24 protein-coding genes and 1 tRNA gene are annotated in these 25325 nt (G+C 68.1%); 16 read left to right on the forward strand and 9 right to left on the reverse strand.

What is annotated here, in order from left to right; translation table 11 throughout:
• Positions 1-15 precede the first annotated feature (15 nt).
• The gene (locus tag D8S75_RS12200; protein ID WP_119966626.1) at positions 16-591 is read left to right on the forward strand and encodes a YceI family protein; all 576 of its coding nucleotides are present in this window, start codon (positions 16-18) and stop codon (positions 589-591) included.
• Positions 592-713: 122 nt separating this feature from the next.
• On the opposite strand, the gene D8S75_RS12205 is transcribed toward D8S75_RS12200, so the two are convergent.
• A complete protein-coding gene (locus D8S75_RS12205) occupies positions 714-1697 on the reverse strand; it encodes an AraC family transcriptional regulator (protein ID WP_198673199.1) in 984 nt (327 codons plus the stop codon).
• A gap of 397 nt (positions 1698-2094) precedes the next feature.
• Here D8S75_RS12205 and D8S75_RS12210 point away from each other — a divergent pair, with 397 nt between their 5' ends.
• From D8S75_RS12210 to galU, 7 genes are all read left to right on the forward strand, one after another.
• Positions 2095-3030, forward strand: coding sequence for a bile acid:sodium symporter family protein (locus tag D8S75_RS12210; protein WP_119966628.1), 936 nt, complete (start codon positions 2095-2097; stop codon positions 3028-3030).
• Entirely contained in the window at positions 3027-4004 is a 978-nt protein-coding gene (locus D8S75_RS12215; protein WP_119966629.1) for an SDR family oxidoreductase, read from the forward strand. The genes D8S75_RS12210 and D8S75_RS12215 overlap by 4 nt, the downstream gene beginning before the upstream one ends.
• A 2-nt stretch (positions 4005-4006) precedes the next feature.
• Positions 4007-4840, forward strand: a complete 834-nt coding sequence (locus D8S75_RS12220; RefSeq protein WP_119966630.1) for an SDR family oxidoreductase — start codon at positions 4007-4009, stop codon at positions 4838-4840.
• Entirely contained in the window at positions 4837-6618 is a 1782-nt protein-coding gene (locus D8S75_RS12225; protein ID WP_119966631.1) for a virginiamycin B lyase family protein, read from the forward strand. The genes D8S75_RS12220 and D8S75_RS12225 overlap by 4 nt, the downstream gene beginning before the upstream one ends.
• Entirely contained in the window at positions 6615-7811 is a 1197-nt protein-coding gene (locus tag D8S75_RS12230) for an MFS transporter (protein ID WP_119966632.1), read from the forward strand. The genes D8S75_RS12225 and D8S75_RS12230 overlap by 4 nt, the downstream gene beginning before the upstream one ends.
• 92 nt (positions 7812-7903) lie before the next feature.
• Positions 7904-10771: a valine--tRNA ligase gene (locus D8S75_RS12235; protein ID WP_119966633.1), complete on the forward strand. Its 2868-nt coding sequence runs from the start codon at positions 7904-7906 to the stop codon at positions 10769-10771.
• 110 nt (positions 10772-10881) lie between these two features.
• On the forward strand, positions 10882-11766 hold the full coding sequence (gene galU / locus D8S75_RS12240; protein WP_119966634.1) for a UTP--glucose-1-phosphate uridylyltransferase GalU: 885 nt from the start codon (positions 10882-10884) through the stop codon (positions 11764-11766).
• 8 nt (positions 11767-11774) lie between these two features.
• Here galU and D8S75_RS17480 read toward each other — a convergent pair whose 3' ends face one another.
• The 4 genes from D8S75_RS17480 to cysM form a co-directional block, all read right to left on the reverse strand.
• The gene (locus D8S75_RS17480; protein ID WP_157982645.1) at positions 11775-12305 is read right to left on the reverse strand and encodes a hypothetical protein; all 531 of its coding nucleotides are present in this window, start codon (positions 12303-12305) and stop codon (positions 11775-11777) included.
• A gap of 119 nt (positions 12306-12424) precedes the next feature.
• Complete coding sequence (locus D8S75_RS12245) at positions 12425-12652, reverse strand: sulfurtransferase TusA family protein (protein ID WP_119966635.1); 228 nt, start codon at positions 12650-12652, stop codon at positions 12425-12427.
• A gap of 4 nt (positions 12653-12656) precedes the next feature.
• Positions 12657-13226 carry an NUDIX domain-containing protein gene (locus tag D8S75_RS12250; protein WP_119966636.1) on the reverse strand — a complete coding sequence of 190 codons (570 nt, stop codon included), beginning with the start codon at positions 13224-13226 and terminating at the stop codon, positions 12657-12659.
• A 59-nt stretch (positions 13227-13285) separates the two neighbouring features.
• Positions 13286-14188 (reverse strand): cysteine synthase CysM, encoded by a 903-nt coding sequence (cysM, locus tag D8S75_RS12255; protein WP_119966637.1) that lies wholly within the window; start codon positions 14186-14188, stop codon positions 13286-13288.
• 40 nt (positions 14189-14228) lie between these two features.
• Between cysM and D8S75_RS12260 the strand changes: the two genes are divergently transcribed.
• Positions 14229-14313, forward strand: a tRNA-Leu gene (locus D8S75_RS12260).
• 202 nt (positions 14314-14515) lie between these two features.
• Here D8S75_RS12260 and D8S75_RS12265 read toward each other — a convergent pair.
• Both D8S75_RS12265 and D8S75_RS12270 read right to left on the reverse strand, forming a co-directional pair.
• Complete coding sequence (locus tag D8S75_RS12265) at positions 14516-14731, reverse strand: hypothetical protein (RefSeq protein WP_119966785.1); 216 nt, start codon at positions 14729-14731, stop codon at positions 14516-14518.
• 83 nt (positions 14732-14814) lie between these two features.
• On the reverse strand, positions 14815-15750 hold the full coding sequence (locus D8S75_RS12270; protein WP_119966638.1) for a LysR substrate-binding domain-containing protein: 936 nt from the start codon (positions 15748-15750) through the stop codon (positions 14815-14817).
• A 180-nt stretch (positions 15751-15930) separates the two neighbouring features.
• Between D8S75_RS12270 and D8S75_RS12275 the strand changes: the two genes are divergently transcribed.
• Together D8S75_RS12275 and D8S75_RS12280 are read left to right on the forward strand one after the other, a co-directional pair.
• Positions 15931-17124 (forward strand): acyl-CoA dehydrogenase, encoded by a 1194-nt coding sequence (locus D8S75_RS12275; protein ID WP_119966639.1) that lies wholly within the window; start codon positions 15931-15933, stop codon positions 17122-17124.
• Positions 17125-17330: 206 nt separating this feature from the next.
• A complete protein-coding gene (locus tag D8S75_RS12280) occupies positions 17331-18584 on the forward strand; it encodes a CaiB/BaiF CoA transferase family protein (protein ID WP_119966640.1) in 1254 nt (417 codons plus the stop codon).
• Between the two features lie 86 nt (positions 18585-18670).
• Here the strand turns inward: D8S75_RS12280 and D8S75_RS12285 are convergent, their stop codons facing one another.
• Positions 18671-19570 (reverse strand): N-acyl amino acid synthase FeeM domain-containing protein, encoded by a 900-nt coding sequence (locus D8S75_RS12285; RefSeq protein ID WP_119966641.1) that lies wholly within the window; start codon positions 19568-19570, stop codon positions 18671-18673.
• A gap of 271 nt (positions 19571-19841) precedes the next feature.
• Between D8S75_RS12285 and D8S75_RS12290 the strand changes: the two genes are divergently transcribed.
• Complete coding sequence (locus tag D8S75_RS12290; RefSeq protein WP_119966642.1) at positions 19842-21434, forward strand: methyl-accepting chemotaxis protein; 1593 nt, start codon at positions 19842-19844, stop codon at positions 21432-21434.
• Between the two features lie 24 nt (positions 21435-21458).
• Here the strand turns inward: D8S75_RS12290 and D8S75_RS12295 are convergent, their stop codons facing one another.
• Positions 21459-22103, reverse strand: coding sequence for an NAD(P)-dependent oxidoreductase (locus tag D8S75_RS12295; RefSeq protein ID WP_119966643.1), 645 nt, complete (start codon positions 22101-22103; stop codon positions 21459-21461).
• A gap of 122 nt (positions 22104-22225) precedes the next feature.
• Here D8S75_RS12295 and D8S75_RS12300 point away from each other — a divergent pair, with 122 nt between their 5' ends.
• From D8S75_RS12300 to D8S75_RS12315, 4 genes are all read left to right on the forward strand, one after another.
• Positions 22226-23128, forward strand: a complete 903-nt coding sequence (locus tag D8S75_RS12300) for a LysR family transcriptional regulator (protein ID WP_119966644.1) — start codon at positions 22226-22228, stop codon at positions 23126-23128.
• Between the two features lie 95 nt (positions 23129-23223).
• Positions 23224-23652 carry a nuclear transport factor 2-like protein gene (locus D8S75_RS12305; RefSeq protein ID WP_119966645.1) on the forward strand — a complete coding sequence of 143 codons (429 nt, stop codon included), beginning with the start codon at positions 23224-23226 and terminating at the stop codon, positions 23650-23652.
• A 10-nt stretch (positions 23653-23662) separates the two neighbouring features.
• Positions 23663-24526 carry a LysR family transcriptional regulator gene (locus tag D8S75_RS12310; protein ID WP_119966646.1) on the forward strand — a complete coding sequence of 288 codons (864 nt, stop codon included), beginning with the start codon at positions 23663-23665 and terminating at the stop codon, positions 24524-24526.
• Between the two features lie 47 nt (positions 24527-24573).
• A complete protein-coding gene (locus tag D8S75_RS12315; protein ID WP_119966786.1) occupies positions 24574-25284 on the forward strand; it encodes a glutathione S-transferase family protein in 711 nt (236 codons plus the stop codon).
• The last annotated feature ends 41 nt before the right edge of the window (positions 25285-25325 follow it).

Below are 25325 nucleotides of genomic sequence, written 5' to 3' on the forward strand. Positions count from 1 at the left end.
CATAGGAGCTTTTCCATGCGCACTTCCCTCATCGCCCTGGCCGCGGCCGCCACCCTCGCCACCGGCATCGCCCAGGCCGAAACGGCCAGCTACGCCATCGACCCCACGCACACCTTCGTGACCTTCGAGATCGGCCACTTCGGCGCTGCCGTGAACCGGGGCCGTTTCGACAAGAAGGAAGGCAGTGTGCAGTTCGACCGCGCGGGCAAGACCGGCAAGGTCGAGATCAGCTTCGACGCGACCTCCATCAACACCGGCACCCCGGCCTTCGACAAGCACCTGCAGAGCGCCGACCTGTTCAACGCCGCCCAGCACCCCAAGATCAGCTTTGCCTCCGACAAGTTCGTCTTCAACGGCGACAAGGTCAGCGAAGTGAGCGGCCAGCTCACGCTGCTGGGCAAGACTGGCCCCGTGACCTTCAAGGCCAACCAGTTCAACTGCTACCAGAGCCCCATGCTCAAGCGCGAGGTCTGCGGCGGCGACTTCGAGGCCGTCATCGACCGTACCCAGTGGGGCATGAACTACGGCGTGGAATGGGGCTTCGCCAAGAACGTGCGCCTGATCGCGCAGATCGAGGCCGTCAAGCAGTAAGCGCTGCGGCCCCATCGCAACCCGCCGCCTGGGCACCTGGGCTGGCGGTTTTTTTCTTGGTCCACCCGATGATTCGCTATATTTTTTATAGCTTACAGCGCTTTATCCGTAAGCGCCAGAGCCTATTTTCTTACTGATTTTGCATACTGCGCCGGGGTCTGCCCCGCCCAGCGGCGAAAGGCCCGGGCAAACGCGTTTTCATCCGAAAAACCCAGCGCCTCGCCCACCGCCGCGCTGCCCTGCCCGGCGCCCAGCGCCTGTTTGGCCAGGTCGTGCAGCAAGGCCTCGCGCAGTCCCTTGAACGAAATCGCCTCGGCCGCGAGCTTGCGGTTGAGGTGCCTGCCGCTCATGCCGAGCTGTTCGCCAATCCGCTCCTTGCCCCAGCGCGGATGCTCGCGGATGAGCTGCTGCACGCGTGCCGACACGCTGTCCTGCGCCAGCGAGGCCAGCATGTCGTCGGCCAGCGCGCGCAGGTGCAGATGCAGCGCGCCGCCCGCCTGCACGATGCCCTGGCCCAGGTCCGTGGCATCCAGCACCACCGCATTGGCCTCCTGGCCGAAGTGCACCGGGCAGCCCAGCAACGCCTCGTAGGCCGCGGGTTCCGCCCGGGCGGCGTGCGCGAACCCCACCGCGCGCGGCGCGAAGCGCCCGTTGGTCATCCAACGCGCCAGGCCCACGACGCAGCCCAGCGCCGCTTCCACGCGCTGCTCACGGCACAACAGGTATTCGGGCACATAGCGCAATTGCACCTCAGCGCCCGGCGAGGCGATTTCGAAGCGCGCGTTGTCGCCAATGATGGGGGCGTACTCGGTCAGCACCTCCAGGGCGTCGCCCAGGGTGTCGCAACTGAGCAGCAGCATGCCCACGATGTCCAGGTGGCCCGCCTGCAGATCGGTGCCCAGGCGCAGCGCGCCCAGCGGGTCGTCCGGGCAGGCCTGCACGAACAGCGCCCACAACGCCTCCTGCCGCGCCATGTCCACGCGCGCCTCCTGGGCCGTGGCCTGGCGCATGGCCTCGGGCACCGTGCCCCCCTGGCGGGTGATGGCCTCGACCAAAGCCCGCGTGAAGCGGGCCGTGACGCTGAAACGCGCGCGCGAATTCTCCATGGGCTCCCTGTCCTGAATTGACGTGCCAGTGTCCCGCATGGTGCGGGACGGCGTCCCGAGTTTCTCCTAAAGTGCCTGCACAACAAGGACAGCGGGGCTTTGCCCTCTGCAAGAGCCTGTTCAAGGTCTTTTCATGGTGCCCGCAAGGCAGCAAAAAGCCGCAATCTAGGCGCGCGCCGCAGGCCATGCTGGCGGCCTGGACAAGGTGCGCAACGACGAGTGCGGCTTTTTGCTGCCTTGCCCGAAGGGTTGCCCCGCAAAAGCAGCATCTGCGGCGTTGCCCATCCTTGCCGCACACCAGTGCGGCTTGCGGTGTGCGCCTTGCATCCACTGCCTTTGCGGGGCAACGGGCACCATGAAAAGACCTTGAACAGGCTCTAAATACAGGAGACACATCATGGCGCCCATTGACCAGGTGCAGCTCAGTTTCAACCCGCAGACGCTCACCGTTCTCAACGCGGTGCTCGGCTTGGTGATGTTCGGCGTGGCGCTGGAACTCAAGGTCTCGGACTTCCGCGACGCCCTCAAGACCCCCAAGGCGCTGGCCCTGGGCCTGATAGGCCACCACATCCTGTTCCCGGCCATGACCTATGTGCTGGTCTGGCTGCTGCAACCCCAGCCCAGCATCGCGCTGGGCATGATCCTGGTGTCGTCCTGCCCGGCCGGACACATCTCCAACTTCCTGGTGCATTTCTCGCGCGGCAACACGGCGCTGTCGGTCAGCGTCAGCGCGCTGTCCACGGCGGTGGCCATGGTGATGACGCCGCTGAACTTCGCCTTCTGGGGCAACCTGCACCCCATCACCAGCGGCCTGATGAAAGAAGTGGCCATGAGCCCCTGGGAGATGCTGGAGGTCATCGTGCTGCTGCTGGGCGTGCCGCTGGTGTTGGGCATGTGGGTGGCACGGCGCTTTCCCGGCTTCACCCGGCGCATCCACCAGCCCATGAAATGGCTGTCGCTGCTGGTGCTGGTGGGTTTCATCGTGGGCGCGCTGGCGGCCAACTTCAAGCATTTCCTGGCCTATGTGCACTTTGTCGTGCTGGTGGTGTTCCTGCACAACCTGCTGGCCCTGGCCACGGGCTACGGCCTCTCAGCCGCGATGGGGCTGCCCGAGCGCGACCGGCGCGCCATCACCTTCGAGATGGGCATCCAGAACTCGGGCCTGGGCCTGATCCTGATCTTCAACTTCTTCAATGGCCTGGGCGGCATGGCCATCGTCACCGCCTGGTGGGGCATCTGGCACATCGTGGCGGGCATGACGCTGGCCCTGCTCTGGAAGCGGCGCGACCCCGGCGGCACCGTGCCCGCCGCCGTGCAGGAGGCCACGCGATGAGGGGGCAGCGCATCCTCGTCACCGGCGCCAGCGGCTACCTGGGCCGCCAGGTGGTGGCGCGTCTGGCCGACCCCGCACTGACGGAGCGCCCGGCCTGCGTCGTGGCCCACGACATCCGCGCCAGCAGCGAGCGCCTGCCCGGCGTGGTGTACGAAGAGGCCGACATCCGCGATCCGCGCATGGCCGAGATCATCCAACGCCACGGCATCGACACCGTGGTGCATCTGGCCTCCATCGTCACGCCGGGCAAGGGCAGCCGGCGCGAGTTCGAGTACGACGTGGACGTGAACGGCACGCGCAATGTGCTGCAGGCCTGCGTGCAGCATGGCGTGCGGCGCATCGTCGTGTCGTCCAGCGGCGCGGCCTACGGCTACCACGCGGACAACGCTGCCTGGCTGACCGAGGACATGCCCGTGCGCGGCAACGAGGTGTTCGCCTACGCCCACCACAAGCGGCTGGTGGAGGAGATGCTGGCCGACCACCGCCAGCAGCACCCGGCGCTGGAGCAGGTGGTGCTGCGCATCGGCACCATCCTCGGCGCCACCGTGCGCAACCAGATCACCGACCTGTTCGAAAAGCCCCGGCTGCTGGCCATCCGGGGTTCGGACAGCCCCTTCGTCTTCATCTGGGACCAGGACGTGGTGGGCATCATCGTGCGCGCCGTGGGCGACGGGCCCGCGGGCATCTACAACGTGGCGGGCGACGGCGCGCTGAGCATCCACGACATCGCCGCACGCCTGGGCAAGCGCTGCCTGGTGCTGCCCGCCGCCCTGCTGCGCACGGCGCTGGCGCTGCTCAAGCCGCTGGGGCTGACGCAGTACGGGCCGGAGCAACTCGACTTTCTGCGCTACCGCCCGGTGCTGCTGAACACACGCCTGAAGGAGGTGTTTGGCTACATGCCGCGCTACACCTCGGCCGAGGTGTTCGAGCTGTACCGCCAGGCACGCCAGGCGCAACGCCCACAAGGAGCCTGAACATGCGCTCGTTCCAAGGCCGCTGCGTGGTCGTGACCGGCGCCGCTGGCGGGCTGGGCCGGGCGCTGGTGCTGGCCTTTCGCGCGGCGGGCGCGCAGGTCGTCGCGCTAGACCGCGACCCGGAAGCCCTCCAGGCACTGCAGTCCGACCCTTCCCTGCGCGAGGGCCCGCCCTGGCTGGCCCTCACCTGCGACGTGACCGATGCGGCCGCCTGCCAGGCCGCCATGGCGCAGGCCGTGGCGCGCTTTGGCGGCATCGACGTGCTGGTCAACAACGCCGGCATCGCGCACCGCAGCCTGTTCGCGGACACCGACCTGGCGGTTCTGCGCCGGGTGATGGACATCAACTTCTTCGGCGCCGTGCACTGCACGCATGCCGCGCTGCCCAGCCTGCGCGCACGGCAGGGCCTGGTCGTGGCGGTATCGAGCGTGGCGGGCTTCGCGCCGCTGATCGGCCGCACCGGCTACGCCGCGAGCAAGCACGCGCTGCACGGCTTTTTTGACAGCCTGCGCACCGAAGTGGAGGACGACGGGGTCGGCGTGCTGCTGGTCTGCCCCTCGTTCATCGCCACCGGCATCGATCGGGCCGCGCTCGGCCCGGACGGCCGCCCGGCCGCGCAGCCACGCCAGACCACCGGCGGCCAGGCCACGCCCGAAGCCGTGGCGCAGGCCATCGTGCAGGCCGCGCGCAGCGGCCGCCCGCTGCTGCTGCACAGCCGGACCGCGCGGCTGGCCTGGTGGCTCACCCGGCTGTGGCCCGCACGCTATGCCGCCGTGATGAAGCGCCGCCTGCGCGCCGACTTCCTGGCCCCGCACCATAAGGAGACCTCCGCATGAAAAAACAATGGATAACACTGGCCCTGCTGGCCGGCTTCAGCCTGGCGCCCTGGGCCGCCGACTTCACCGTGACCGGGCCGGACGGCAAGCCCCTGGCGCTGGCCATGGTCACGCGCACGGCCGTGCAGGGTGCCACCATCGACGCGTCCGACAACGACTACCCGGCCTCGGGCCTGTTGCAGCAGGGTGTTTTCGAGCACACGCGCTTTTCCGACGCGCATGGCCGCGTGTCGCTGCCGGACGCGCCCGGCGCCTACCGGGTGCGGCTGCGCAAGCCGGGCTACCGGGACCGCCTGATCGAGCCAGACGCCCTGGCCCAGCCCGCCGCCTGGCGCATGGAGCCCGAGACCGACCCCAAGGCACTGGCCGAGCAGCGCCCGTCCAACGCCTGGACTTCCACGCTCCTGCCCGGCCGCGACGAGCTGCGCAAGGAGTTCATGGCGCAGTGCGGCTTCTGCCACCAGCAGGGCTCGGCCTTCCTGCGGCGCGAGCGCAGCGCGCAGGAATGGGAAGAGACCATCGCCCGCATGGTGCGCTACGGCGCGCGCCTGTCCAGCGCGGCGCAGAAGGAGCTGCCCGCCGTGCTCGAAGCCCACTGGAAGGAGATCCAGGCACACCCCGACAAGGTGCCCGCGGGCACGCCCTGGCCCCAGGCCCTGTCCAGCGCGGCCATCAGCGAGCTGGCCATTGGCGACCGCTTTTCGCAAATGCACGACCTGCTGCGCCACAGCAACGGCATGGTGTATGTGGGTGACAACCTGCAGGACCGGCTTTACGAGATCGACCCGCAGACCGGCGCCTACACCGTGCACCGCATCCCCGCCGAGCCCGGCGACGCGCTCGGCGGCCTGCTGGCGGGGCGGCTGCGCGACTTTCCCAAGCACGAGACCTACCAGGGCATCCATTCGCTGGTGGAGGCACCGCGCGACGGCCACATCTTCATCACCCCCTCCTACCAACGCCGCCTGATCGAGTTCGACCCGCGCAGCAAGCGCTTCAAGGCGCACGCCATGGACGGCGGCTTCTACCCACACACGGTGCGCGTGGACGGCAAGGACCGCGTGTGGTTCACGCTGGCGCTGTCCAACCAGGTGGCCATGTTCGACCGCGCCACCCAGACCTTCCGCACCTACGACCTGCCGTTCCGCGGCCTCATGGAGCGGATCACGGTGAAACTCACGCCGCTGATCTTCAAGCTCATCGGCTGGGGGCTTCCCATCACCAACTGGGTGAAGGTTGATGCCGTCTCCACCGGCGTGCCCCTGCCCTACGGCATTGACATCACGCCCGACGGCAAGGTCTGGATCGCGCGCCTGCACACCCAGGAAATCGGCCGCATCGACCCCGAGACCGGCACGGTGACCATGATCGCCACGCCCCTGAAGAACCCGCGCCGCCTGCGCACCGACCGCGACGGCAACCTCTGGATCGCCATGTTCAGCGAATCGGCCATCCTGCGCTACGAACCCGCCAGCGGCCGCTTCACGCCGTTCGAGCTGCCCGTGGAACCACGCGGCAGCGACACGCCCTACGCCCTCAACGTGGACCGCGAGCGCCACCAGGTCTGGGTCAACGGCACCAACTCCGACAGCGTGCACCGGCTCGACATCGCCACCGGCCAGTGGACGCATTTCCCGCTGCCGCGCCGCGCCACCTTCACGCGCGACGTGGAGTTCATGCCCGACGGGCGCGTGCTGCTGTCGGGCGCCAGCTTCCCCTCGTGGCACATCGAGGACGCGCAGCCCACGCTGATCCAGCTCACGCCGGGCCGCCCATGATGCGCCGCCACGGGGCCTTCTTCCTGTCCTGCCTGCTGGCATTCACCGCAGGCCACATGTTCAACTACACCGTCATCCTGTACCTGCAGGAGGCGGTGGGCTCGGACTGGCTCTCGGGCGTCGGCTTCGGGCTGGCCTTCGGCAGCTCGATCGTGTTCGGCTGGTTCGCGGGCGTGCTGTGCGACCGCGTGCCGCCCCACCGCATCATCCACGGCGCGCAGGCGCTGTTCCTCGCGGGGCTGGCCTGCCTGTGGTGGGCGCAGGCGGGCGGGGCCGCAGGCCGCGTGGGCTGGACGCTGGGCGGCGCCTTCCTGGGCGGGCTGGCCTGGTCGTTCGTCGGCCCGGCGCGGCTCGCGGCCATCGGGCAGATGGCGTCGGCCGACGAACTGCGCCCCGCCACTATCGTGTTCAACCTGCAGGTGCTGGTGGGCTTTGGTCTGGCGCCCCTGCTCATCGGCCTGGTGCGCAGCCGTGCCGGCTGGGGCGCCGTGCTGGCCGTGGCGGCGTGCGGCTTCGTGGCTGCATCGCTGCTGCTGGTGCGCCTGCGCACCCGGGCCGTAGCCCAGGGAACGCAGGCATCGGTACGCTCCGACATCCGCCAGGGCTTTGCCGCCGTGGGGGCAGACCCGCTGCTGGCCCAGCTCATGCTGGCGGCCGTGCTGGGCTATGCCTTGACCGGGCCGCTGCAGATCCTGCTGCCCAAGCTGGCCCGCGAGGTGCTGCACCTGGACGAGGTTCAGCGCGGCGCCTACCTGGGCCTGCTGGCGCTGTCCCTCATTGCCGGGGGCATGTCCGCGCTGGCGCTGGCCCGGCGCGTGCACCACGGGCGCACCGTGCTGGGCGGCATCGGCCTCGGGGCGCTGCTGTTTGCCACGCTGGGCCAGATTGGCGGAGCGCCACTGTCGGCCCTGGCGCTTGCGGGCGTGGGGCTGGCGGGCGGCACGGTGTTGAGCCTGGTGGTGGCGGGCATCCAGGCGCAGGCGCCACAGGCCCTGCGCGGGCGGGTGATGGCCATGTATTCCATCACCTCGCAGGTGGTGCCCGCGCTCTCGGGTGTGGCGGCCGGGGCGCTGGTCCAGGCGATGAGCGTGACCCAGGCAGTGCTGTGGTCCGGCCTGGGCCTGGCGGGCCTGGTGGCACTGGCCGGCTGGCGCATGGCACGGCTGCGCCGGCACAGCGGCCACGCGGCCTGATGGCATAAAATCAACGGTTCCCTATCCCGCCACGCCCGGTGGCCCAACGGCATCCCCAGGGATGCCGTTGCTCTTTACAGACCTGCGCACCCATGAACGACTCCGTCCAGCAACCCGGCCTGCAATCCCTCTCCAAATCCTTCGAGCCCGCCGCTCTGGAAGCCCATTGGGGGCCTGAATGGGAAAAGCGCGGCTATGGGGTCGCCGGTTTCCGGGGCACCGGCACGCCCGAAGCGGGCCAGCCCGCGTTCTGCATCCAGCTGCCGCCGCCCAATGTGACGGGCACGCTGCACATGGGCCATGCCTTCAACCAGACCATCATGGACAGCCTCACGCGCTACCACCGCATGAAGGGCTTCAACACCACCTGGGTGCCGGGCACCGACCATGCGGGCATCGCCACGCAGATCGTGGTGGAGCGCCAGCTGCAGGAGCAGGGCGTGAGCCGCCACGACCTGGGGCGCAAGAATTTCGTCGCCAAGGTGTGGGAGTGGAAGGAAAAGTCGGGCAACACCATCACCACGCAGATGCGCCGCATGGGCGACAGCGTGGACTGGAGCCGCGAATACTTCACCATGGACGACAAGCTCTCCAAGGTGGTCACCGAGACCTTCGTGCGCCTGTACCAGCAGGGTCTGATCTACCGCGGCAAGCGCCTGGTCAACTGGGACCCCAAGCTCCAGTCCGCCGTGTCCGACCTGGAAGTCGAGAACGAGGAGAAGGACGGCTCGCTCTGGCACATCGCCTACCCGCTGGCCGATGGCTCGGGCCAGCTCGTGGTGGCCACCACGCGCCCCGAGACCATGCTGGGCGACGTGGCCGTGATGGTGCACCCCGAGGATGAGCGCTACAAGCACCTGATCGGCCAGATGGTCAACCTGCCGCTGTGCGACCGCCAAATCCCGGTGATCGCCGACGAGTACGTGGACCGCGAATTCGGCACCGGCGTGGTCAAGGTCACGCCCGCGCACGACCAGAACGACTATGCCGTGGGCCAGCGCCACAAGCTGCCCATGATTTGCGTGCTCACGCTGCAGGCCACGGTGAACGACAACGCCCCGGCCAAATACCGTGGGCTGGACCGCTTCGTGGCCCGCAAGGCCGTGGTGGCCGACCTCGAAGCCCTGGGCCTGCTGGTCGAGACCAAGAAGCACAAGCTCATGGTGCCGATTTGCACCCGCACCGGCCAGGTGATCGAGCCCATGCTGACCGACCAGTGGTTCGTGGCCATGAACAAGGTGGGCGAGGGCGATGCCACGGGCAAGTCCATCGCGCAGAAGGCCATCGACGCCGTGGCCGGCGGCCAGGTGAGCTTCGTGCCCGAGAACTGGGTCAACACCTACAACCAGTGGATGAACAACATCCAGGACTGGTGCATCTCGCGCCAGCTCTGGTGGGGCCACCAGATTCCGGCCTGGTACGACGAAGACGGCAAGGTCTACGTGGCGCGCGACGAGGCCGAAGCGCAGGCCCAGGCCCCCGGCAAAACGCTCAAGCGCGACGAGGACGTGCTCGACACCTGGTACTCCAGCGCCCTCGTGCCGTTCAGCACCATGGGCTGGCCGAACCAGGGCGACACGGCCACCGACGACTACAACCTCTACCTGCCCTCCTCCGTGCTGGTGACGGGCTACGACATCATCTTCTTCTGGGTCGCACGGATGATCATGATGACCACGCACTTCACCGGCCGCGTGCCGTTCAAGCATGTCTACATCCACGGCCTGGTGCGCGACGCGCAGGGCAAGAAGATGAGCAAGTCCGAGGGCAACGTGCTCGACCCGGTGGACCTGATCGACGGCATCGCGCTCGAACCGCTGCTCGACAAACGCACCCAGGGCCTGCGCAAGCCCGAGACTGCACCCCAGGTGCGCAAGAACACGCAGAAGGAATTCCCCGAGGGCATTCCGGCCTATGGCGCCGATGCGCTGCGCTTCACCTTCGCCGCGCTCGCCAGCCTGGGCCGCAGCATCAACTTCGACAGCAAGCGCTGCGAGGGCTACCGCAACTTCTGCAACAAGCTCTGGAATGCCAGCCGCTTCGTGCTGATGAACTGCGAGGGCCAGGACTGCGGCATCAATGCTCCGCAGGGCGGCGGCAGTTGCAACGACGGCTTCCTGCACTTCACCCAGGCCGACCGCTGGATCGCCTCGCGCCTGCAGCGCGTGGAGGCCGAGGTGGCCAAGGGCTTCGAGGACTACCGCCTCGACAACGTGGCCAACGCGATCTACGACTTCGTCTGGAACGAGTTCTGCGACTGGTACCTGGAAATCGCCAAGGTGCAGATCCAGACCGGCAACGAGGCCCAGCAGCGCGGCACGCGCCGCACGCTGATCCGCACGCTGGAGACCATCCTGCGCCTGGCGCACCCGATCACGCCCTTCATCACCGAAGAGCTGTGGCAGAAGGTTGCGCCCGTGGCCGGCCGCAGCGGCCCCTCGGTCAGCATCGCGGCCTACCCCGAATCGCAGCCCGAGCGCATCGACGAGGTGGCCGAGGCCCACATGGCGCGCCTCAAGTCGGTGGTGGACGCCTGCCGCACGCTGCGCGGCGAGATGAACGTCTCGCCCGCCACGCGCCTGCCTTTGTTCGTGGTGGGTGACGCCGAATTCATGCGCGGCGCGGCGCCCGTGCTGCAGGCCCTGGCCAAGCTCAGCGAGGTCAAGGTGTTCGACGACGAGGCCGCCTGGAGCCAGGCCGCCCAGGCCGCGCCCGTGGCCGTGGTCGGTGAGGCGCGCCTGTGCCTGCACATGGAGATCGACGTGGCCGCCGAGAAGGCCCGCCTGTCCAAGGAAGTGGCACGCATCGAGGGCGAGATCACCAAGGCCAACGGTAAGCTCAGCAACGAGGCCTTTGTCGCCAAGGCCCCGGCCGCCGTGCTGGAGCAGGAGAAGAAGCGCGTGGCCGATTTCAGCGCCACGCTCACCCGCCTGCGCGACCAACTCGCCCGCCTGGGTTGACATCAAAAAAGATAGCTGTCAGCGCTTTTTTCTATTGGATTTCAGCATAAAAACCATCTGAAAACCAATCAATAGAAGCGCCAGCAGCTCCTTATTCAGGAGCACACCGCATGCAGCAGCCCCCCGTTCGCAAGGCCGTCTTCCCCGTCGCGGGGCTGGGCACGCGCTTCCTGCCCGCCACCAAGGCATCGCCCAAGGAGATGCTGCCCGTGGTGGACAAGCCGCTGATCCAGTACGCCGTGGAAGAGGCCTACGCCGCCGGCATCCGCCACATGATCTTCGTCACCGGCCGCAGCAAGCGCGCCATCGAGGACCATTTCGACACCGCCTATGAGCTGGAGAGCGAACTGGAAGCGGCGGGCAAGCAGGAGCTGCTGGCCCTGGTGCGCTCGGTGCAGCCCGACGACATGGATTGCGCCTATGTGCGCCAGCCGCGCAGCCTGGGCCTGGGCCACGCCGTGCTGTGCGCCGAGGCGCTGGTGGGCCACGAACCCTTCGCCGTGCTGCTGGCCGACGACCTGATGATGGGCCCGCCCGGCGACACGCCCGTGCTCGCGCAGATGGCCCAGGCCTTCCGCCAGCAGGGCCGCTCGCTGCTGGCCGTGCAGGAGGTGCCGCAGGACCAGGTGCGCCGCTACGGCATCGTGGCCGGCGAGCCCGCCGGCGGCCCGCTGCTGCGCATCCAGCGCATCGTGGAAAAGCCCGCGCCGGAAAACGCCCCCTCGCGCATGGGCGTGGCGGGGCGCTACATCCTCACCCCCGCCATCTTCGAGCAGATCCGCCAGCAGCCCAAGGGCGCGGGCGGCGAGATCCAGCTCACCGACGCCATCGCCCGCCTGATGGAGCACGAGGCCGTGTACGCCTACCAGTACGCAGGCAAGCGCTACGACTGCGGCAGCAAGGAAGGCTTTCTGGAGGCCACGGTGGAGCTGGCGTTGCAGCACCCGGAGGTAGGGGCGTCGTTCCGGGAATACCTCAAGACGCTGAGTCTTTAAACAAGGCTTCACTCTTCATCGGAAGTCGGCCCATTTTCAAAAACTCGCCGACAGTGCCATGCATATAGACGCACTTGCAGCCTTTCCAATGCATCCGGTAAGCGACCGTTCCTGTAGCAACGCAGAGCAACTACATCAAGAAGCCCACGTAGTCGAGTTGCACGCTTGTTTAGAAGAACGAGTCGCCCAGTCTGCCCCTTCGCATGAGCAGTCCACTCAGGTAAACGGATAAGCACTCGCAATCCTTCATCAATTCCCCAAAGGGGATACCTGAGCTGAGGACGAAGCTCCTTAAGCTTATCCCGCTCAACCTCCGCCTTTTTGCGCCAGTTGGCATAGCTTGTATCACCGCTCACACGTCCCATTACGTTGCACGTTGAAACGATGCCGTGAAGTGCCTCTCCAAGCTCAGCAACAAGTGGCTGTAAGAGCGCACGAAAGCTAGATCGATTCTCAGAAAAGCGATCAAAAAATAACTTTGCAACTGACGCAAAAGCTGCAATCACGGCAGCAATAAGTGTTGTTTCCTGAGCTGTCATCGGGCCAAATTTCGGTGCGTTAATAAGCTACTGATTTGGAAGGCAACCGTCTTCACAGCCCTCCTATAAGCGCCAAGACCGACAGGCCCCACATTCAAGACACTGAAGGCCAACATTCCTTACCGCCGCCGCAGCACGTGGATGTACTCCTCACCCACCGTCTGCTGCTCCACCAATTCGTTGCCCGTCTGCTTGGCGAACGCCTGGAAGTCGCGCAGCGAGCCGGCGTCGGTGGCCAGCACCTTGAGCAGCTCGCCGCTCTGCATGTCGGCCAGGGCCTTCTTGGCCTTGAGGATGGGCAGGGGGCAGTTGAGTCCGCGCGTGTCGATTTCTTTGTGGGTTTGCATGGTGTCAGTCCTTTGCGGCGGGCTGGTCCAGCCCTCGGCGGCGTTCGGCATTTTCCTCCGCCGTGAAGAACACCGGTTCGTGGCCGCGCGTGCGCAGCCAGTCGGCCAGCGCGTAGCCGGTGCCGGCGGGCCAGCACTTGAGTTCGTGCAGATCGAACAGGCGGTAGTCCACCAGCTCGGGCGAGAGCCGTACCTCGCCCTCGGCCACCACATGGTAGGCAATGATGACCTGGTTCATGCGCAAGAATTCGTAGGCGCCCACGAGCGTGCAGGAGCGCACGTCGAGGTTGGTCTCTTCCTTCACCTCGCGCGCGATGCCCTCCTGCGGCGATTCGCCGGCCTCCATGAAGCCGGTGATCAGCGCGAACATCTTCACCGGCCAGGCCGCGTTGCGCGCCAGCAGCACCTTGCCGCCCACCTCCACGATGGCGGCCAGCACCGGCGTGGGGTTGTTCCAGTGCGTCCAGCCGCAGGCGGGGCAGCGCAGGCGCTGCACGTCGCCGCCGTCCTCTGCCTGGGTGAGCAGCGCCAGCGGCGTGGCGCAGTGGGTGCAAAAGCGGGTTTCGTACTGCATTGCTAGTTTTTTGATAGCTTCTAGCGCTGATGGATACGGCGCCAGAGGCCTATTTTGCTTCAGGCCGGGAAGACGCCGGTGGACAGATAACGGTCGCCCCGGTCGCACACCACGAAGACGATGCAGGCGTCGCGCTCGCGCGCGGCGATCTGCTGCGCCACCCAGCAGGCGCCCGCGGCCGAGATGCCGGCGAAGATGCCCTCCTCGCGCGCCAGACGCCGGCACATATCCTCGGCGTCGTCCTGGCTGACCAGCACCAGCTCGTCCACGGCCTTGGGGTCGTAGATGGCGGGCAGGTATTCCTCGGGCCATTTGCGGATGCCGGGGATGCGCGAGCCTTCCTGCGGCTGCGCGCCAATGACCAGCACGTTGGGGTTCTTTTCCTTGAGGTAGCGCGAGACGCCCGTGATGGTGCCCGTGGTGCCCATGGCGCTGACGAAGTGCGTGATGCGCCCACCCGTCTGCTCCCAGATCTCGGGGCCGGTGGTCTCGTAGTGGATGCGCGGGTTGTCGGGGTTGGCGAACTGGTCGAGCACCTTGCCCTCGCCGCGCTTTTGCATGGCCTCGGCGAGGTCGCGTGCATGCTCCATGCCGCCGCTCTTGGGCGTGAGCACCAGCTCGGCGCCAAAGGCCTTCATGGTTTGCGCGCGCTCGATGGACAGGTCTTCGGGCATGACCAGCACCATGCGGTAGCCCTTGATGGCGGCGGCCATGGCCAGCGCGATGCCGGTGTTGCCCGAGGTGGCCTCGATCAGCGTGTCGCCGGGCTGGATCTCGCCGCGCTCCTCGGCGCGCCGGATCATCGACAGCGCGGGCCGGTCCTTCACCGAACCGGCGGGGTTGTTGCCTTCAAGCTTGCCCAGGATGACGTTGCCGCGCTCGGCGTTCTCACGGGCGCCAATGCGCTGCAGTGCGACCAGCGGCGTCTTGCCGATCGCTTCCTCAATCGTCGGATAGTTCATGCACCCTACTGTGCCATAATTTGCGTCTTCGCTGATTCCCGCCGGAGTGGTGAAATTGGTAGACGCAGGGGACTCAAAATCCCCCGCCGCAAGGCGTGCCGGTTCGATTCCGGCCTCCGGCACCACAGAAACAAGGCCGCATGCTCACACGGGACATGCGGCCTTTTTCATGGCCGCGCACTTCTTGGGATGCTCCGGGTTCTCCCCATTCGCACGGGACAAACCTGTGGACAACCCGTGGCCTGGGTGGGCAAGCCTTGCGCAAGTGCCCGGCGCGCAAGGGATTGTGTTGCGCTGCCGCAAAAACGGGCAGCGCGTGGGCCCGGTTCAGTTGTCCTGGCGGCGGATGAGGGCGCGGCCGGTGTCGGTGATGGTCAGTTGGCCGGTGCTGTTCTTGCCGATGTAGCCGCGCTCATAGAGGCGGCCCGAGAGGTGCTCCTTGAGCGCCTGGGGCGTGCTCACCAGCTTGCCCATCTCCAACTGCTTGAGGGTCGCAAGCTCGTCCACGGTGGGGTCGAAGTGGGGGGCATGGTAGGTGTTCATGGTTTCCTCCTTGCTGATGGGCACGTTGCGCGTCCATTGTTGCGCAGCGCCGGGACGGCGTCAAAACCCTGCTTCAAGCCCGGTCAGGCTGGCGCCTCGGTCCGCGCCATCGCGCCGAGCCAGGCGCTGAAAGCCGCCAGCACCGGTGGCTGCGGCTGCGCCGGGCTGATGAGGTAGTAGCCGCGCTCGCTGCGCAGCGCGCGCGCGCAGGCCACCACCAGCTCGCCACGCGCCAGTTCGGCCTCGATCAGCAGCGGCGGGATCAGCGCCACGCCCATGCCATGCGTGGCCGCCTCGGCGAGCATGGAGAACAGCTCGTAGCGCGGCCCGTCGAGCGCCTGGGGCGCCTCCACCCCCATGGCCTCGAACCACTGGCGCCAGCCGTAGGGCCGTGTGCTCTGCTGCAGCAGCGGCAGGCCGGCCAGCGCCTCGGGCGGCACGGTCTGGTAGGCCCGCCCCCGGCCCCGCTGGGCGGCGGCCTCCAGCAGGCGCGGGCTGCAGACGGGCACCACGTCCTCGTTCATGAGCCATTGCGCCTGGATGCCCGGCCAGTTGGTCACCTGCTCGGGCGTGCCGGCGTACAGGGCCGCGTCGAAGGTGGTGTCGGCGAACAGGAAGGGGCGCGTCTGCGTCTCGATGTGCACCACGATGTCGGGGTGCTGCTGCGCCAGCCGGGGCAGGCGCGGGATGAGCCAGCGCGTGGCGAAGGTGGGCACCGCCGCCAGCGACAGCGTGCCGCCCTCGCCCTGGTGGGCCATCACGTCCAGCGTGTCGCGTTCCAGGCCCTGCAGCCAGCGCGCCACCTGGCGGCCGTAGTGCGCGCCGGCCGGGGTCAGCACCACGCCGTGGCGCGTGCGGCGGAACAGCTGCACGCCCAGGAATTCCTCCAGCGCGAGGATCTGGCGCGAGACGGCGCTTTGCGTGAGCGACAGCTCCTGCGCGGCGCGCGTGTAGCTCTCGTGCCGTGCGGCCACTTCGAAGCAGGCCAGGGCCTGGGTGGAGGGAATGTTGCGGCGCATGGGACAGCCCGTTCATGAACACGGCCGGAGTATTCCATATATTCCAATAACGCATTCCTGGATGAAAAGAACTCGCTTGCTCCTCCTAGGCGCTGGCGCATACGATGGCACCCGAACGCAATCGCATGCATCCCATGCATGCCAGCCCACCCTCTTTTTTTATTGCATCGGAGACACACCATGGCCCACGCCGCCTTCCAGTGGAACGACCCCTTCCTGCTCGACCAGCAGCTCACCGACGACGAGCGCGCCATCCGCGACGCAGCCGCCGCCTACTGCCAGGACAAGCTGGCCCCGCGCGTGCTGGACGCCTTCCGCCACGAGAAGATGGACACCACCATCTTCCGCGAGATGGGCGAGCTGGGCCTGCTCGGCCCCACCATCCCCGAGCAGTACGGCGGCCCGGGCCTGAACTACGTGGCCTACGGCCTGATCGCCCGCGAGATCGAGCGCGTGGACTCGGGCTACCGCTCCATGGCCAGCGTGCAAAGCTCGCTGGTGATGGTGCCCATTTATGAATTCGGCACCGAGGCGCAGAAGCAGAAATACCTGCCCAAGCTGGCCACCGGCGAGTGGATCGGCTGCTTCGGCCTGACCGAGCCCGACCACGGCTCCGACCCCGGCAGCATGGCCACGCGCGCCTACAAGGTCGATGGCGGCTACAAGCTCAAGGGCAGCAAGATGTGGATCACCAACAGCCCCGTGGCCGACGTGTTCGTGGTCTGGGCCAAGGAAGTGTCCGAGGGCGGCGCCGTGGGCCCCATCCGCGGCTTCGTGCTGGACAAGGGCATGAAGGGCCTCACCGCCCCGGCCATCCACGGCAAGGTGGGCCTGCGCGCCAGCGTGACCGGCGAGATCGTGATGGACGATGTGTTCGTGCCCGAGGAAAACGCGTTCCCCGAGATCCAGGGCCTCAAGGGCCCCTTCACCTGCCTGAACAGCGCGCGCTACGGCATTGCCTGGGGCGCCCTGGGCGCGGCCGAGTTCTGCTGGCACACCGCCCGCCAGTACACGCTGGACCGCAAGCAATTCGGCCGCCCCCTGGCAGCCAACCAGCTCATCCAGAAGAAGCTGGCCGACATGCAGACCGAGATCGCCATCGGCCTGCAGGCCTGCCTGCAGTTCGGCCGCATGAAGGACGCCGGCACGGCCAGCGTGGAAGGCACTTCCCTGATCAAGCGCAACAGCTGCGGCAAGGCCCTGGACATCGCCCGCCTGGCGCGCGACATGATGGGCGGCAACGGCATCAGCGACGAGTTCGGCGTGGCGCGCCACCTGGTGAACCTGGAGGTGGTGAACACCTACGAGGGCACGCACGACGTGCACGCGCTCATCCTGGGCCGCGCGCAGACCGGTCTGGCGGCATTCAGCTGACATCCCCCTGTGGCGCTGCGCGCCTTCCCCCTTCTCTCGGCTTCGCCGGGAAGGGGGACGACGCCGGCGGCCTGGCAAAGCCAGTTCCACGGCGTCCCTGGCCTGGAGACAGGCCCGCATCGCCCCTCACGCCTCTTCAATACGATTTTGGCCCCTGGCGCTTTCTGGACAAGCGCAAGCAGCTATCAATTTCATAGCAAAACACCATGACCTCTTCCAACGCAGGCGCCCTGGCGGGCATCAAGGTGCTCGACCTCTCGCGCGTGCTCGCCGGCCCCTGGTGCACGCAGATGCTGGCCGACCTGGGCGCGGACGTGGTGAAGGTCGAGCGCCCCGGCGCGGGCGACGACACGCGCCACTGGGGCCCGCCCTTCCTGAAGGACGCCGAGGGCAACGACACCACCCAGGCCAGCTATTTCACGGCCTGCAACCGCAACAAGCGCTCGGTGACCATCGACATGGCCACGCCCGAAGGCCAGGCGCTCATCAAGCAGATGGCAGCGCAGGCCGACATCGTGGTGGAGAACTTCAAGGTCGGCGGCCTCAAGCAGTACGGCCTGGACCACGAGAGCCTGCGCGCGCTGAACCCGCGCCTGATCTACTGCTCGGTCACCGGCTTCGGCCAGGACGGGCCCTATGCCGAGCGCGCCGGCTACGACCTGATGGTGCAGGCCATGACCGGCCTCATGAGCATCACCGGCCAGGCCGACAACCAGCCCGGCGGCGGCCCCATGCGCGTGGGCGTGGCGGTGATCGACCTGTTCACCGGCCTCTACGCCAGCAACGCCATCCTGGCCGCGCTGCATGTGCGCGACAACGCCGTGAACGGCACGGGCCAGGGCCAGCACATCGACATGGCCCTGCTCGACGTGGGCATGGCGGTGCTCGCCAACCAGGCCTCGGGCTTCCTGGCCACGGGCGAGGCGCCCGGGCGCATGGGCAACAGCCACCCGAGCCTGGCGCCCTACCAGGACTTCCCCACGCTGGACGGCAACATGCTGCTGGCCATCGGGAACGACGGGCAGTTCCAGCGCTTCTGCGCGGCCGCCGAGCAGCCGCAGTGGGCGCAGGATGCGCGCTTTGCCACCAACACGCTGCGCGTGCAGCACCGCGCCGAACTCATTCCCGCCATGGAGGCCGTCACGCGCACGCGCACCACGGCCGCGTGGATCGCGCTGCTGGAGGACAAGGCCGTGCCCTGCGGCCCCATCAACACCATCGCCCAGGCCTTCGACGATGCCCAGGTCAAGGCGCGCGGACTGCGCGTGGACCTGCCGCGCGCTGCGGGCGACGGCATCGCGCAGGTGTCCACCGTGGCCAGCCCGCTGCGCCTCTCGCGCAACCCGCCCGTGCTGCGCCACGCGCCGCCCGCGCTGGGCCAGCACACCGACGAGGTGCTGGCCGAGCTGGGGCTGGATGCCGGGCGCATCGCCGGGCTGCGCGACAGCGGGGTGGTGTAGCACCCCATGCCTTGAACAAAAAAGGCCTCCGACGCCCTATGGCAAAGCGCTGCAAGCTATCAATAGGATAGCTATCGAACGCTTTCTCAGGCCGCCAGATCGAACGCGCCGTGGTCGATGAGCGCGGCCGGCAGCGTCGGGTAGAGCTTCTTGTAGAAATCCGCCAGCCAGGGGTTCTTGCGGTAGAGGTGCTTCTGCAGGCCGAAGGCGAAAAAGTCGCAGGCGCTCTCGGCCGTGTGCGGCCGGTGCTGCGCCAGCAGCCACTGCAGCAGCGCGTTCTGGCGGCGGTTGGGCTGCACCATCTGCACGAAGGTGCTGCGCGGGGCGCCGCCGAAGCACTCCCAGTAGCGCGCGGGCACCATTTCCAGGTCGAGGTGCATGAGCACGGCGGGCGCGCCATTGACCTTGTCGAAGGCGCGCGGCGCGCTGATCTGCATGAACAGCAGCTTCTTGCGGTAGAAGTCCACATGCCTCGGATGCACCGCGATCACCATGTCGGTGCGCGCCAGCATGTAACGCGCGCGCAGGAACATGAGCCGGAACAGCGCCAGCAGCGCCAGGTTGCCCAGCCTCGGGCTGGCGATGGTGCTGGCCAGGCTGATCACCTCGGTGATGCGGCGCCCGTCGGCGCGCAGGGTGGAGATCTCCTCGCCGAACACCTCCTCGCAGGGCAGCCACATCTCGCCGTCGATGACCGCCGTGAGCGTGGCGCACACCTCGCCGCCACGGTACGCGGCATACGTGGTGGTGTCCGGCAGCAGGTCGTGCGGCGTCAGCCACAGGCCCTCCTCGCCTTCGATGGCCAGGCCCTTGGCGCGGTATTCGCTGTGCACTAGGCTCCACGCGGCCATGCGCTCGGACAGGCTTTGCGCCAGCCCCACGGTATAGCCCAGCAGATCCTCGGCGGCGAAATCCACGTCGTACAGCGCATCGGTCAGCGGGCGCACGGCGCCAGGCGGGCTTTCTACCAGGTACTGCGGGTTCATGGCGGCTCCTGTCCGCCCTCCGGGCGGCACACAGTGGTGGGAATGCATGCCGGCAGGGCCGCCGAACGCATCGCGGCCATCTTCGATTTCCCTCCCGCGCAGCGGCAATGCGGCGGGCTACGAACGGTCTGCACCGCCCGATGGATGGCTGCGGCCCGCGCGGGGCCGTGCAGAACCCTGCCCATATCGCCATAATGGTCTTGCGACCCGGCCACCCCCACTGCCCGCAAGACCATGCCGCCCCGGCCCGGCGCATGGACAGGAGTCCCCCATGAAGCTCAGCCTCAAACTCCCCCTCGTCTTCACGGCCTCGCTGCTCCTGCTCCTGGCGGCGGCCCTTTTCGGCATCAGCCGGCTGCACCAGGCCCTCGACACCTACCAGACCACGGTGGCCCAGAGCTTCGCGCACGAGCGGGTCTCCGCCAGCATGCTCAACGACTTCAAGGTCCAGGTGCAGGAATGGAAGAACGTGCTGCTGCGCGGCAAGGAGCCCGCCCAGCTCACGCGCTACTGGGGGGCCTTCGAGAAGCAGGAGCGCGCCATCCAGGAAGAGGCTCGCCAACTGCTGGCGGCGCTCCCGCAAGGCGAGGCGCGCGAGAAGGTGCAGCAGTTCATGCAGGCCCATGAGCGCATGGGCGCCGCCTACCGCAAGGGCCTGGAGGCGTTCACCGCGTCCGGCCACGACCCGCAGGCCGGCGACAAGGCCGTGCAGGGCATGGACCGCGAGCCCTCCACCCTGCTCGACCAGGCCGGCACGCTGATCCAGAAAGCCAGCGCCAGCGTGGCCGAGCAGGCCGAGGCCTCGGCCCAACGCGCCACCATCATCAGCCTGGGCGTGATGCTCCTGGTCTGCGCGGCGGGCATCCTGGGCGCCGTGCTTTTCAGCCGCACGGTGACGCGCCCGCTGGGCAATGCGGTGCGCGTCTCGCAGGCCGTGGCCGGAGGCGATCTCACCGTGGCCCAGCCCTCGACGGGCAGGGACGAGATCGCCCAGTTGCTCAACGCGCTGCACGGCATGCAGACCAGCCTGGCGCGCGTGGTGAGCAATGTGCGCCAGAACGCCGACAACGTGGCCAATGCCAGCGCCGAGATCGCCCAGGGCAACCAGGACCTCTCGGCCCGCACCGAGCAGCAGGCCAGCGCGCTGGAACAGACCTCAGCCTCCATGGAAGAGCTGAGCTCCACCGTGCAGCACAACGCCGACAACGCCCGCCAGGCCAGCCGCCTGGCCGTGAACGCCTCGACGGTGGCACAGCAAGGCGGCGACGTGGTGGCCCAGGTGGTCAGCACCATGCGCGGCATCAACGACAGCAGCAAGCAGATCTCCGACATCATCGGCGTGATCGACGGCATTGCCTTCCAGACCAACATCCTGGCGCTCAATGCGGCCGTGGAGGCCGCGCGCGCGGGCGAGCAGGGCCGGGGCTTCGCCGTGGTGGCCAGCGAGGTGCGCAGCCTGGCCGGGCGCAGCGCAGAGGCGGCCAAGGAGATCAAGCAGCTCATCGGCACCAGCGTGGAGCGCGTGGAACAGGGCTCCGCCCTGGTGGACCGCGCGGGCGACACCATGACGGAGGTCGTGGTGGCCATCCGGCGCGTGACCGACATCGTGGCCGAGATCAGCGCCGCCAGCAGCGAGCAGAGCGCCGGCGTGGGCCAGGTGGGCGAGGCCATGATGCAGATGGACCAGGCCACGCAGCAGAACGCCGCACTGGTCGAGGAAAGCGCGGCGGCGGCCCACAGCCTGAAGATGCAGGCGCAGCAACTGGTGCAAGCCGTCGCCGTGTTCAAGCTGCTACCCGGCCAGGACAGCGGGCCGGCGCGCGTGCTGGCGCAGCACCAGCCCTTGCAGCTCAGCCCCACTTGACGGGGGCTCCGTCCGTTCCAGGGCTCAGCGCGCCACGGTGAAGCGCTGGCGCACGTGGCGCGGCGCCTCCAGCTCATCCACCAGGGCCACGGCCAGATCGGCCACGCTGATGCCGCCGGGGCGGCCATCGGCCTCCATCAACGGCGCATCCTGCCCCAGGCGGTAGTGGCCCGTGCGCTCGCCGGGCTCCAGCAGGATGGGCGGGGAGAGGAAGGTCCAGTCCAGCGCCTCTTCCTGGCGGATCAAGTTCAGCGCCTCGCGCGCGGCCAAAGCGCCCTGCTTCCATTCGGCCGGAAACTCCGGCGTGTCCACGAGTTGCACGCCGGGCGCCACGTACAGACTGCCCGCCCCGCCCACCACCACCAGGCGGCGCACGCCGGAAGCCTGCACGCCCGCGTGGATGGCACGCGTGCCGCGCAGGAACTGGTCGTGGATGTCGGGCACGGTCCAGCCCGGGTTGTAGGCGCTGACCACGGCATCGTGCCCGGCCACGGCGCACGCCACCTGTGCGGCATCCTGGGCATCGGCCTCGCGCACCGTCAGGCCCTCGCGGGGGGCGAGCTTGGCCGGGTTGCGGGCCAGCGCCGTCACGCGGTGGCCGCGCTGCAACAGTTCATGGAGCACGGCCGAGCCGACAAAGCCGGTGGCGCCGATCAGAGCAATGTTCATGGGGTTCTCCTGGTTCCAAAGTTGCGATGCCATAAGCATAAAAACTGCACAATCAATGCGGTAGATGGCAAGAAACTCCTTCACAATGAAGTGCTGCTTCACAATCTACCCAGGAGACCCCCATGGATGACCTGCGGCGCATGGCCGTGTTCGCCAGCGTGGTGCAGCACGGATCGATGAGTGGCGCGGCCCGCGCCTTGGGCATGAGCCCCTCGGCCGTGAGCCAGCAGGTGCGGCTGCTGGAGCGCGCGGGCGGCGTCACGCTGCTGCACCGCTCCACGCGCAAGCTCGCGCTGACCGAGGCGGGCGAGCGCTACCACGCGCACTGCGCGGCCCTGTGCGCCGCCGCCGAGCAGGCGCGCGCCGAACTGGCCGCCGCGCAAGATGCCCCCAGCGGGGAGCTGCGCCTGTCCGCCCCTGTCGGCTTCGCCCGGCATGTGGCGCCGGCCCTGGGCGACATGCTGGGGCGCCACCCCGCGCTGCGCCTGCGGCTGCTGGTGGACGATGCGCCCATCGACCTGATCCAGTCGCGCATCGACCTGGCGGTGCGCTTTGGCCGCCTGCCCGATTCGAGCTGGGCCGCGCGCCGCCTGTGCGCCATGCAGTGGTGGCTGTGCGCCAGCCCCGGCTGGCTGGCGCGCCACGCCCCGCCGCTCGACCCGGACGCGCTGCACGCGCAGGACTGGCTGGGTTTCTCCCGCGAGGGCACGGGCCTGCGGCTGGAACTGCGCGGCCCGGCGGGCACGATGCGCGGCCTGGTGGTGCAGCCGCGCATCGCCAGCAACAACCAGCTCTCGATCCAGCAGATGTGCGAGGCCGGCCTGGGCCTGGCGCTGATGGGCAGCATGGATGTGCAGGAGGCCCTGCAGGCCGGGCGCCTGGTACGGCTGCTGCCGCAATGGTCGTTCGGCACGCTCGACATCTGGGCCGTCACACCGCAACGCGACGCCCAGCCGGCCAAGGTGCGCCAGGCCATCGAGGCCTTGCAAGGCTATCTGCGGGCCCTGCCCGGCGTATCCTTCTGATCCATCAATAATTTATTGTTATATTGAATAAATAAAATAATTTACCGATGGCAAACCGCTCCCTAAAGTCGCGGCTTTTCCACAGGAGCCTTGCCATGACCCACCCCTCCCCCGCCCTTCACCCCATCGACCACGTGCTGTCCGCCTTCGCCCAGGGCGACGTGCCCCGGCTGCTCGCGCTCATCGCCGACGACGTGGATTTCCGCATCGACCACTACCGCGACGCCGCCGACGTGGCCTGGCAGCAAGCGCAAGGCAAGACTGGCGTGCTGGCGGTGCTGCAGCGCCTGGCGACAGAGATTTTTCCCCAGGGCACGCGGATCCTGCGCGCGCACAGCCAGGCGCTGGGCGACGGCTGGGTGCTCACGCAGTTCCTCCAGCGCTTCCACTACGGCGTGCTCCAGCGCGAGGTGGAGAGCCAGACCTGGATCGTGAGCCATTCGCGGGACGGCCTGCTGGACTACTTCCGCGAGACCGTCGCCACCATCACGCCCCTCGCCGCCGAGCCCGCCACGGCGGCCTGAAACACCCGCCATGCTGTTCGACCTGCGCGCCCTGGGCTACTTCGTCGCCGCCTTCGAGGAACGTTCCGTCACGGCGGCGGCGCGCCGCTGCTTCGTGGCCCAGCCCTCGATCAGCATGGCCATCAAGGGGCTGGAAGAAGCCCTGGACACGGTGCTGTTCGAGCGCAGCCGCAACGGCCTGGCCCCCACCCCGGCGGGCGAGCGGCTGTACCCGCGCGCCTGCAGCCTGCTGGCCCAGTCCACGGCCATGGTGCGCGATTTCCGCGACACCCCGCGCACCCACCTGGGCCTGTACCTGCAGGACGACGTGCTCGTGCACACCGCTGCGCCGCTGATCGCGCAGATCGACCAGCACCTGCCCGGTGCCACCCTGCGGATCACGGCCTCCATGGAAGAGGCGCAACTGGGCCTGGTGGCTGAAAGCTGCAAGCGGTCCACCGACATCTTCGCGCCGCTGTGGCGCGAGCCCTATGTGATGCTCGTCCCCGAATCGCACCCCCTGCGCTTTCGCAAAGGCTTCGCATGGGACGACCTGCAGGGCGTGCCCCTGATCGAGCGGCCCTACTGCCCGCAGCAGCAGGCTTTCGCAAAGCTGCTGGCCGAACGCGGCGTGGTGCCGGACCTGCGCGCCAGCGCGGCCCGCGAAGAGCTCCTGCTGCACATGGTGGAGCTGGGGCTGGGCCTGGCCATCATCCCGGCATCGCACGCGCACCATGCGCGCCGCGCCGTCGTGCGCCCCCTGGAAGCGGGCGCCATCAGCTTCGAGCGCCATCTGGGACTGGCCTGCGCACCACATGACACCGCCACCCGGGCGCTGCTGAAAACGCTGGCCACCGGCATGCGGGACCGGCTTGCGCGCCCCCTGGCCGCCTGAAAGCCCGGGGATGGCATGGCAGGGCCATGCTGCGCATAATGGCCCGCATGATCGACCTCTACACCGCTGCCACGCCCAACGGGCACAAGGTCTCCATCGCGCTGGAGGAACTCGCCCTGCCCTACACGATGCATGTGCTGGACCTCGCGCGCGGAGACCAAAAGCAGCCCGGATTCCTGGCCATCAACCCCAACGGACGGATTCCGGCCATCGTGGACCGCGACGTGGAGAATTTCGCCGTGTTCGAGTCCGGCGCCATCCTGCTCTACCTGGCCGAGAAGACCGGGCGCCTGATGCCGCAGGACACCCTGGGCCGCTCGCGCGTGGTGCAGTGGCTGATGTTCCAGATGGGCGGCATCGGTCCGATGATGGGCCAGGCCAACGTCTTCTTCCGCTACTTCCCGGAGAAGATCCAGCCCGCCATCGACCGCTACCAAGGTGAATGCAAGCGCCTGTTCCGCGTGCTCGACACCCACCTGCAGGGCCACGAATACCTGGCGGGCGACTATTCCATCGCCGACATCGCCAACTGGGCCTGGGTGCGCACGCACCGCTGGTCGGGCGTGGACATCGACGACCTGCCCCACCTGCGGCGCTGGGTGGACACCATCCGCGCGCGGCCCGCCGTGCAGAAGGGCATCCTCATGCCGCCCTCGATGCGCGAGAGCGGCCCGGACCGCGAAGAACGGGAGCGCCAATTCGCCGAAGAAGCGCGCAAGATGGTGGAGATGGGCCAGTCGCGCCAGGCCGGCGTCTGACCCATCGCCCTGCCCGAGCACAAGAACCAGGAGATCCCGCC

Source organism: Simplicispira lacusdiani, from assembly GCF_003604195.1.
Lineage (GTDB): Bacteria > Pseudomonadota > Gammaproteobacteria > Burkholderiales > Burkholderiaceae_C > Simplicispira > Simplicispira lacusdiani.

Coding starts and splice junctions, on each gene's coding strand:
- D8S75_RS12245 (WP_119966635.1), bottom strand. CDS start 12,652: ATGCAAACCCACAAAGAAATCGACACGCGCGGACTCAACTGCCCCCTG.
- D8S75_RS12205 (WP_198673199.1), bottom strand. CDS start 1,697: ATGGAGAATTCGCGCGCGCGTTTCAGCGTCACGGCCCGCTTCACGCGG.
- D8S75_RS12300 (WP_119966644.1), top strand. CDS start 22,226: ATGGATGACCTGCGGCGCATGGCCGTGTTCGCCAGCGTGGTGCAGCAC.
- D8S75_RS12310 (WP_119966646.1), top strand. CDS start 23,663: ATGCTGTTCGACCTGCGCGCCCTGGGCTACTTCGTCGCCGCCTTCGAG.
- D8S75_RS12275 (WP_119966639.1), top strand. CDS start 15,931: ATGGCCCACGCCGCCTTCCAGTGGAACGACCCCTTCCTGCTCGACCAG.
- D8S75_RS12285 (WP_119966641.1), bottom strand. CDS start 19,570: ATGAACCCGCAGTACCTGGTAGAAAGCCCGCCTGGCGCCGTGCGCCCG.
- D8S75_RS12305 (WP_119966645.1), top strand. CDS start 23,224: ATGACCCACCCCTCCCCCGCCCTTCACCCCATCGACCACGTGCTGTCC.
- cysM (WP_119966637.1), bottom strand. CDS start 14,188: ATGAACTATCCGACGATTGAGGAAGCGATCGGCAAGACGCCGCTGGTC.
- D8S75_RS12235 (WP_119966633.1), top strand. CDS start 7,904: ATGAACGACTCCGTCCAGCAACCCGGCCTGCAATCCCTCTCCAAATCC.
- D8S75_RS12265 (WP_119966785.1), bottom strand. CDS start 14,731: ATGAACACCTACCATGCCCCCCACTTCGACCCCACCGTGGACGAGCTT.
- D8S75_RS12270 (WP_119966638.1), bottom strand. CDS start 15,750: ATGCGCCGCAACATTCCCTCCACCCAGGCCCTGGCCTGCTTCGAAGTG.
- D8S75_RS12210 (WP_119966628.1), top strand. CDS start 2,095: ATGGCGCCCATTGACCAGGTGCAGCTCAGTTTCAACCCGCAGACGCTC.
- D8S75_RS12220 (WP_119966630.1), top strand. CDS start 4,007: ATGCGCTCGTTCCAAGGCCGCTGCGTGGTCGTGACCGGCGCCGCTGGC.
- D8S75_RS12290 (WP_119966642.1), top strand. CDS start 19,842: ATGAAGCTCAGCCTCAAACTCCCCCTCGTCTTCACGGCCTCGCTGCTC.
- D8S75_RS12250 (WP_119966636.1), bottom strand. CDS start 13,226: ATGCAGTACGAAACCCGCTTTTGCACCCACTGCGCCACGCCGCTGGCG.
- D8S75_RS12215 (WP_119966629.1), top strand. CDS start 3,027: ATGAGGGGGCAGCGCATCCTCGTCACCGGCGCCAGCGGCTACCTGGGC.
- D8S75_RS17480 (WP_157982645.1), bottom strand. CDS start 12,305: ATGACAGCTCAGGAAACAACACTTATTGCTGCCGTGATTGCAGCTTTT.
- D8S75_RS12200 (WP_119966626.1), top strand. CDS start 16: ATGCGCACTTCCCTCATCGCCCTGGCCGCGGCCGCCACCCTCGCCACC.
- D8S75_RS12295 (WP_119966643.1), bottom strand. CDS start 22,103: ATGAACATTGCTCTGATCGGCGCCACCGGCTTTGTCGGCTCGGCCGTG.
- D8S75_RS12315 (WP_119966786.1), top strand. CDS start 24,574: ATGATCGACCTCTACACCGCTGCCACGCCCAACGGGCACAAGGTCTCC.
- D8S75_RS12230 (WP_119966632.1), top strand. CDS start 6,615: ATGATGCGCCGCCACGGGGCCTTCTTCCTGTCCTGCCTGCTGGCATTC.
- galU (WP_119966634.1), top strand. CDS start 10,882: ATGCAGCAGCCCCCCGTTCGCAAGGCCGTCTTCCCCGTCGCGGGGCTG.
- D8S75_RS12225 (WP_119966631.1), top strand. CDS start 4,837: ATGAAAAAACAATGGATAACACTGGCCCTGCTGGCCGGCTTCAGCCTG.
- D8S75_RS12280 (WP_119966640.1), top strand. CDS start 17,331: ATGACCTCTTCCAACGCAGGCGCCCTGGCGGGCATCAAGGTGCTCGAC.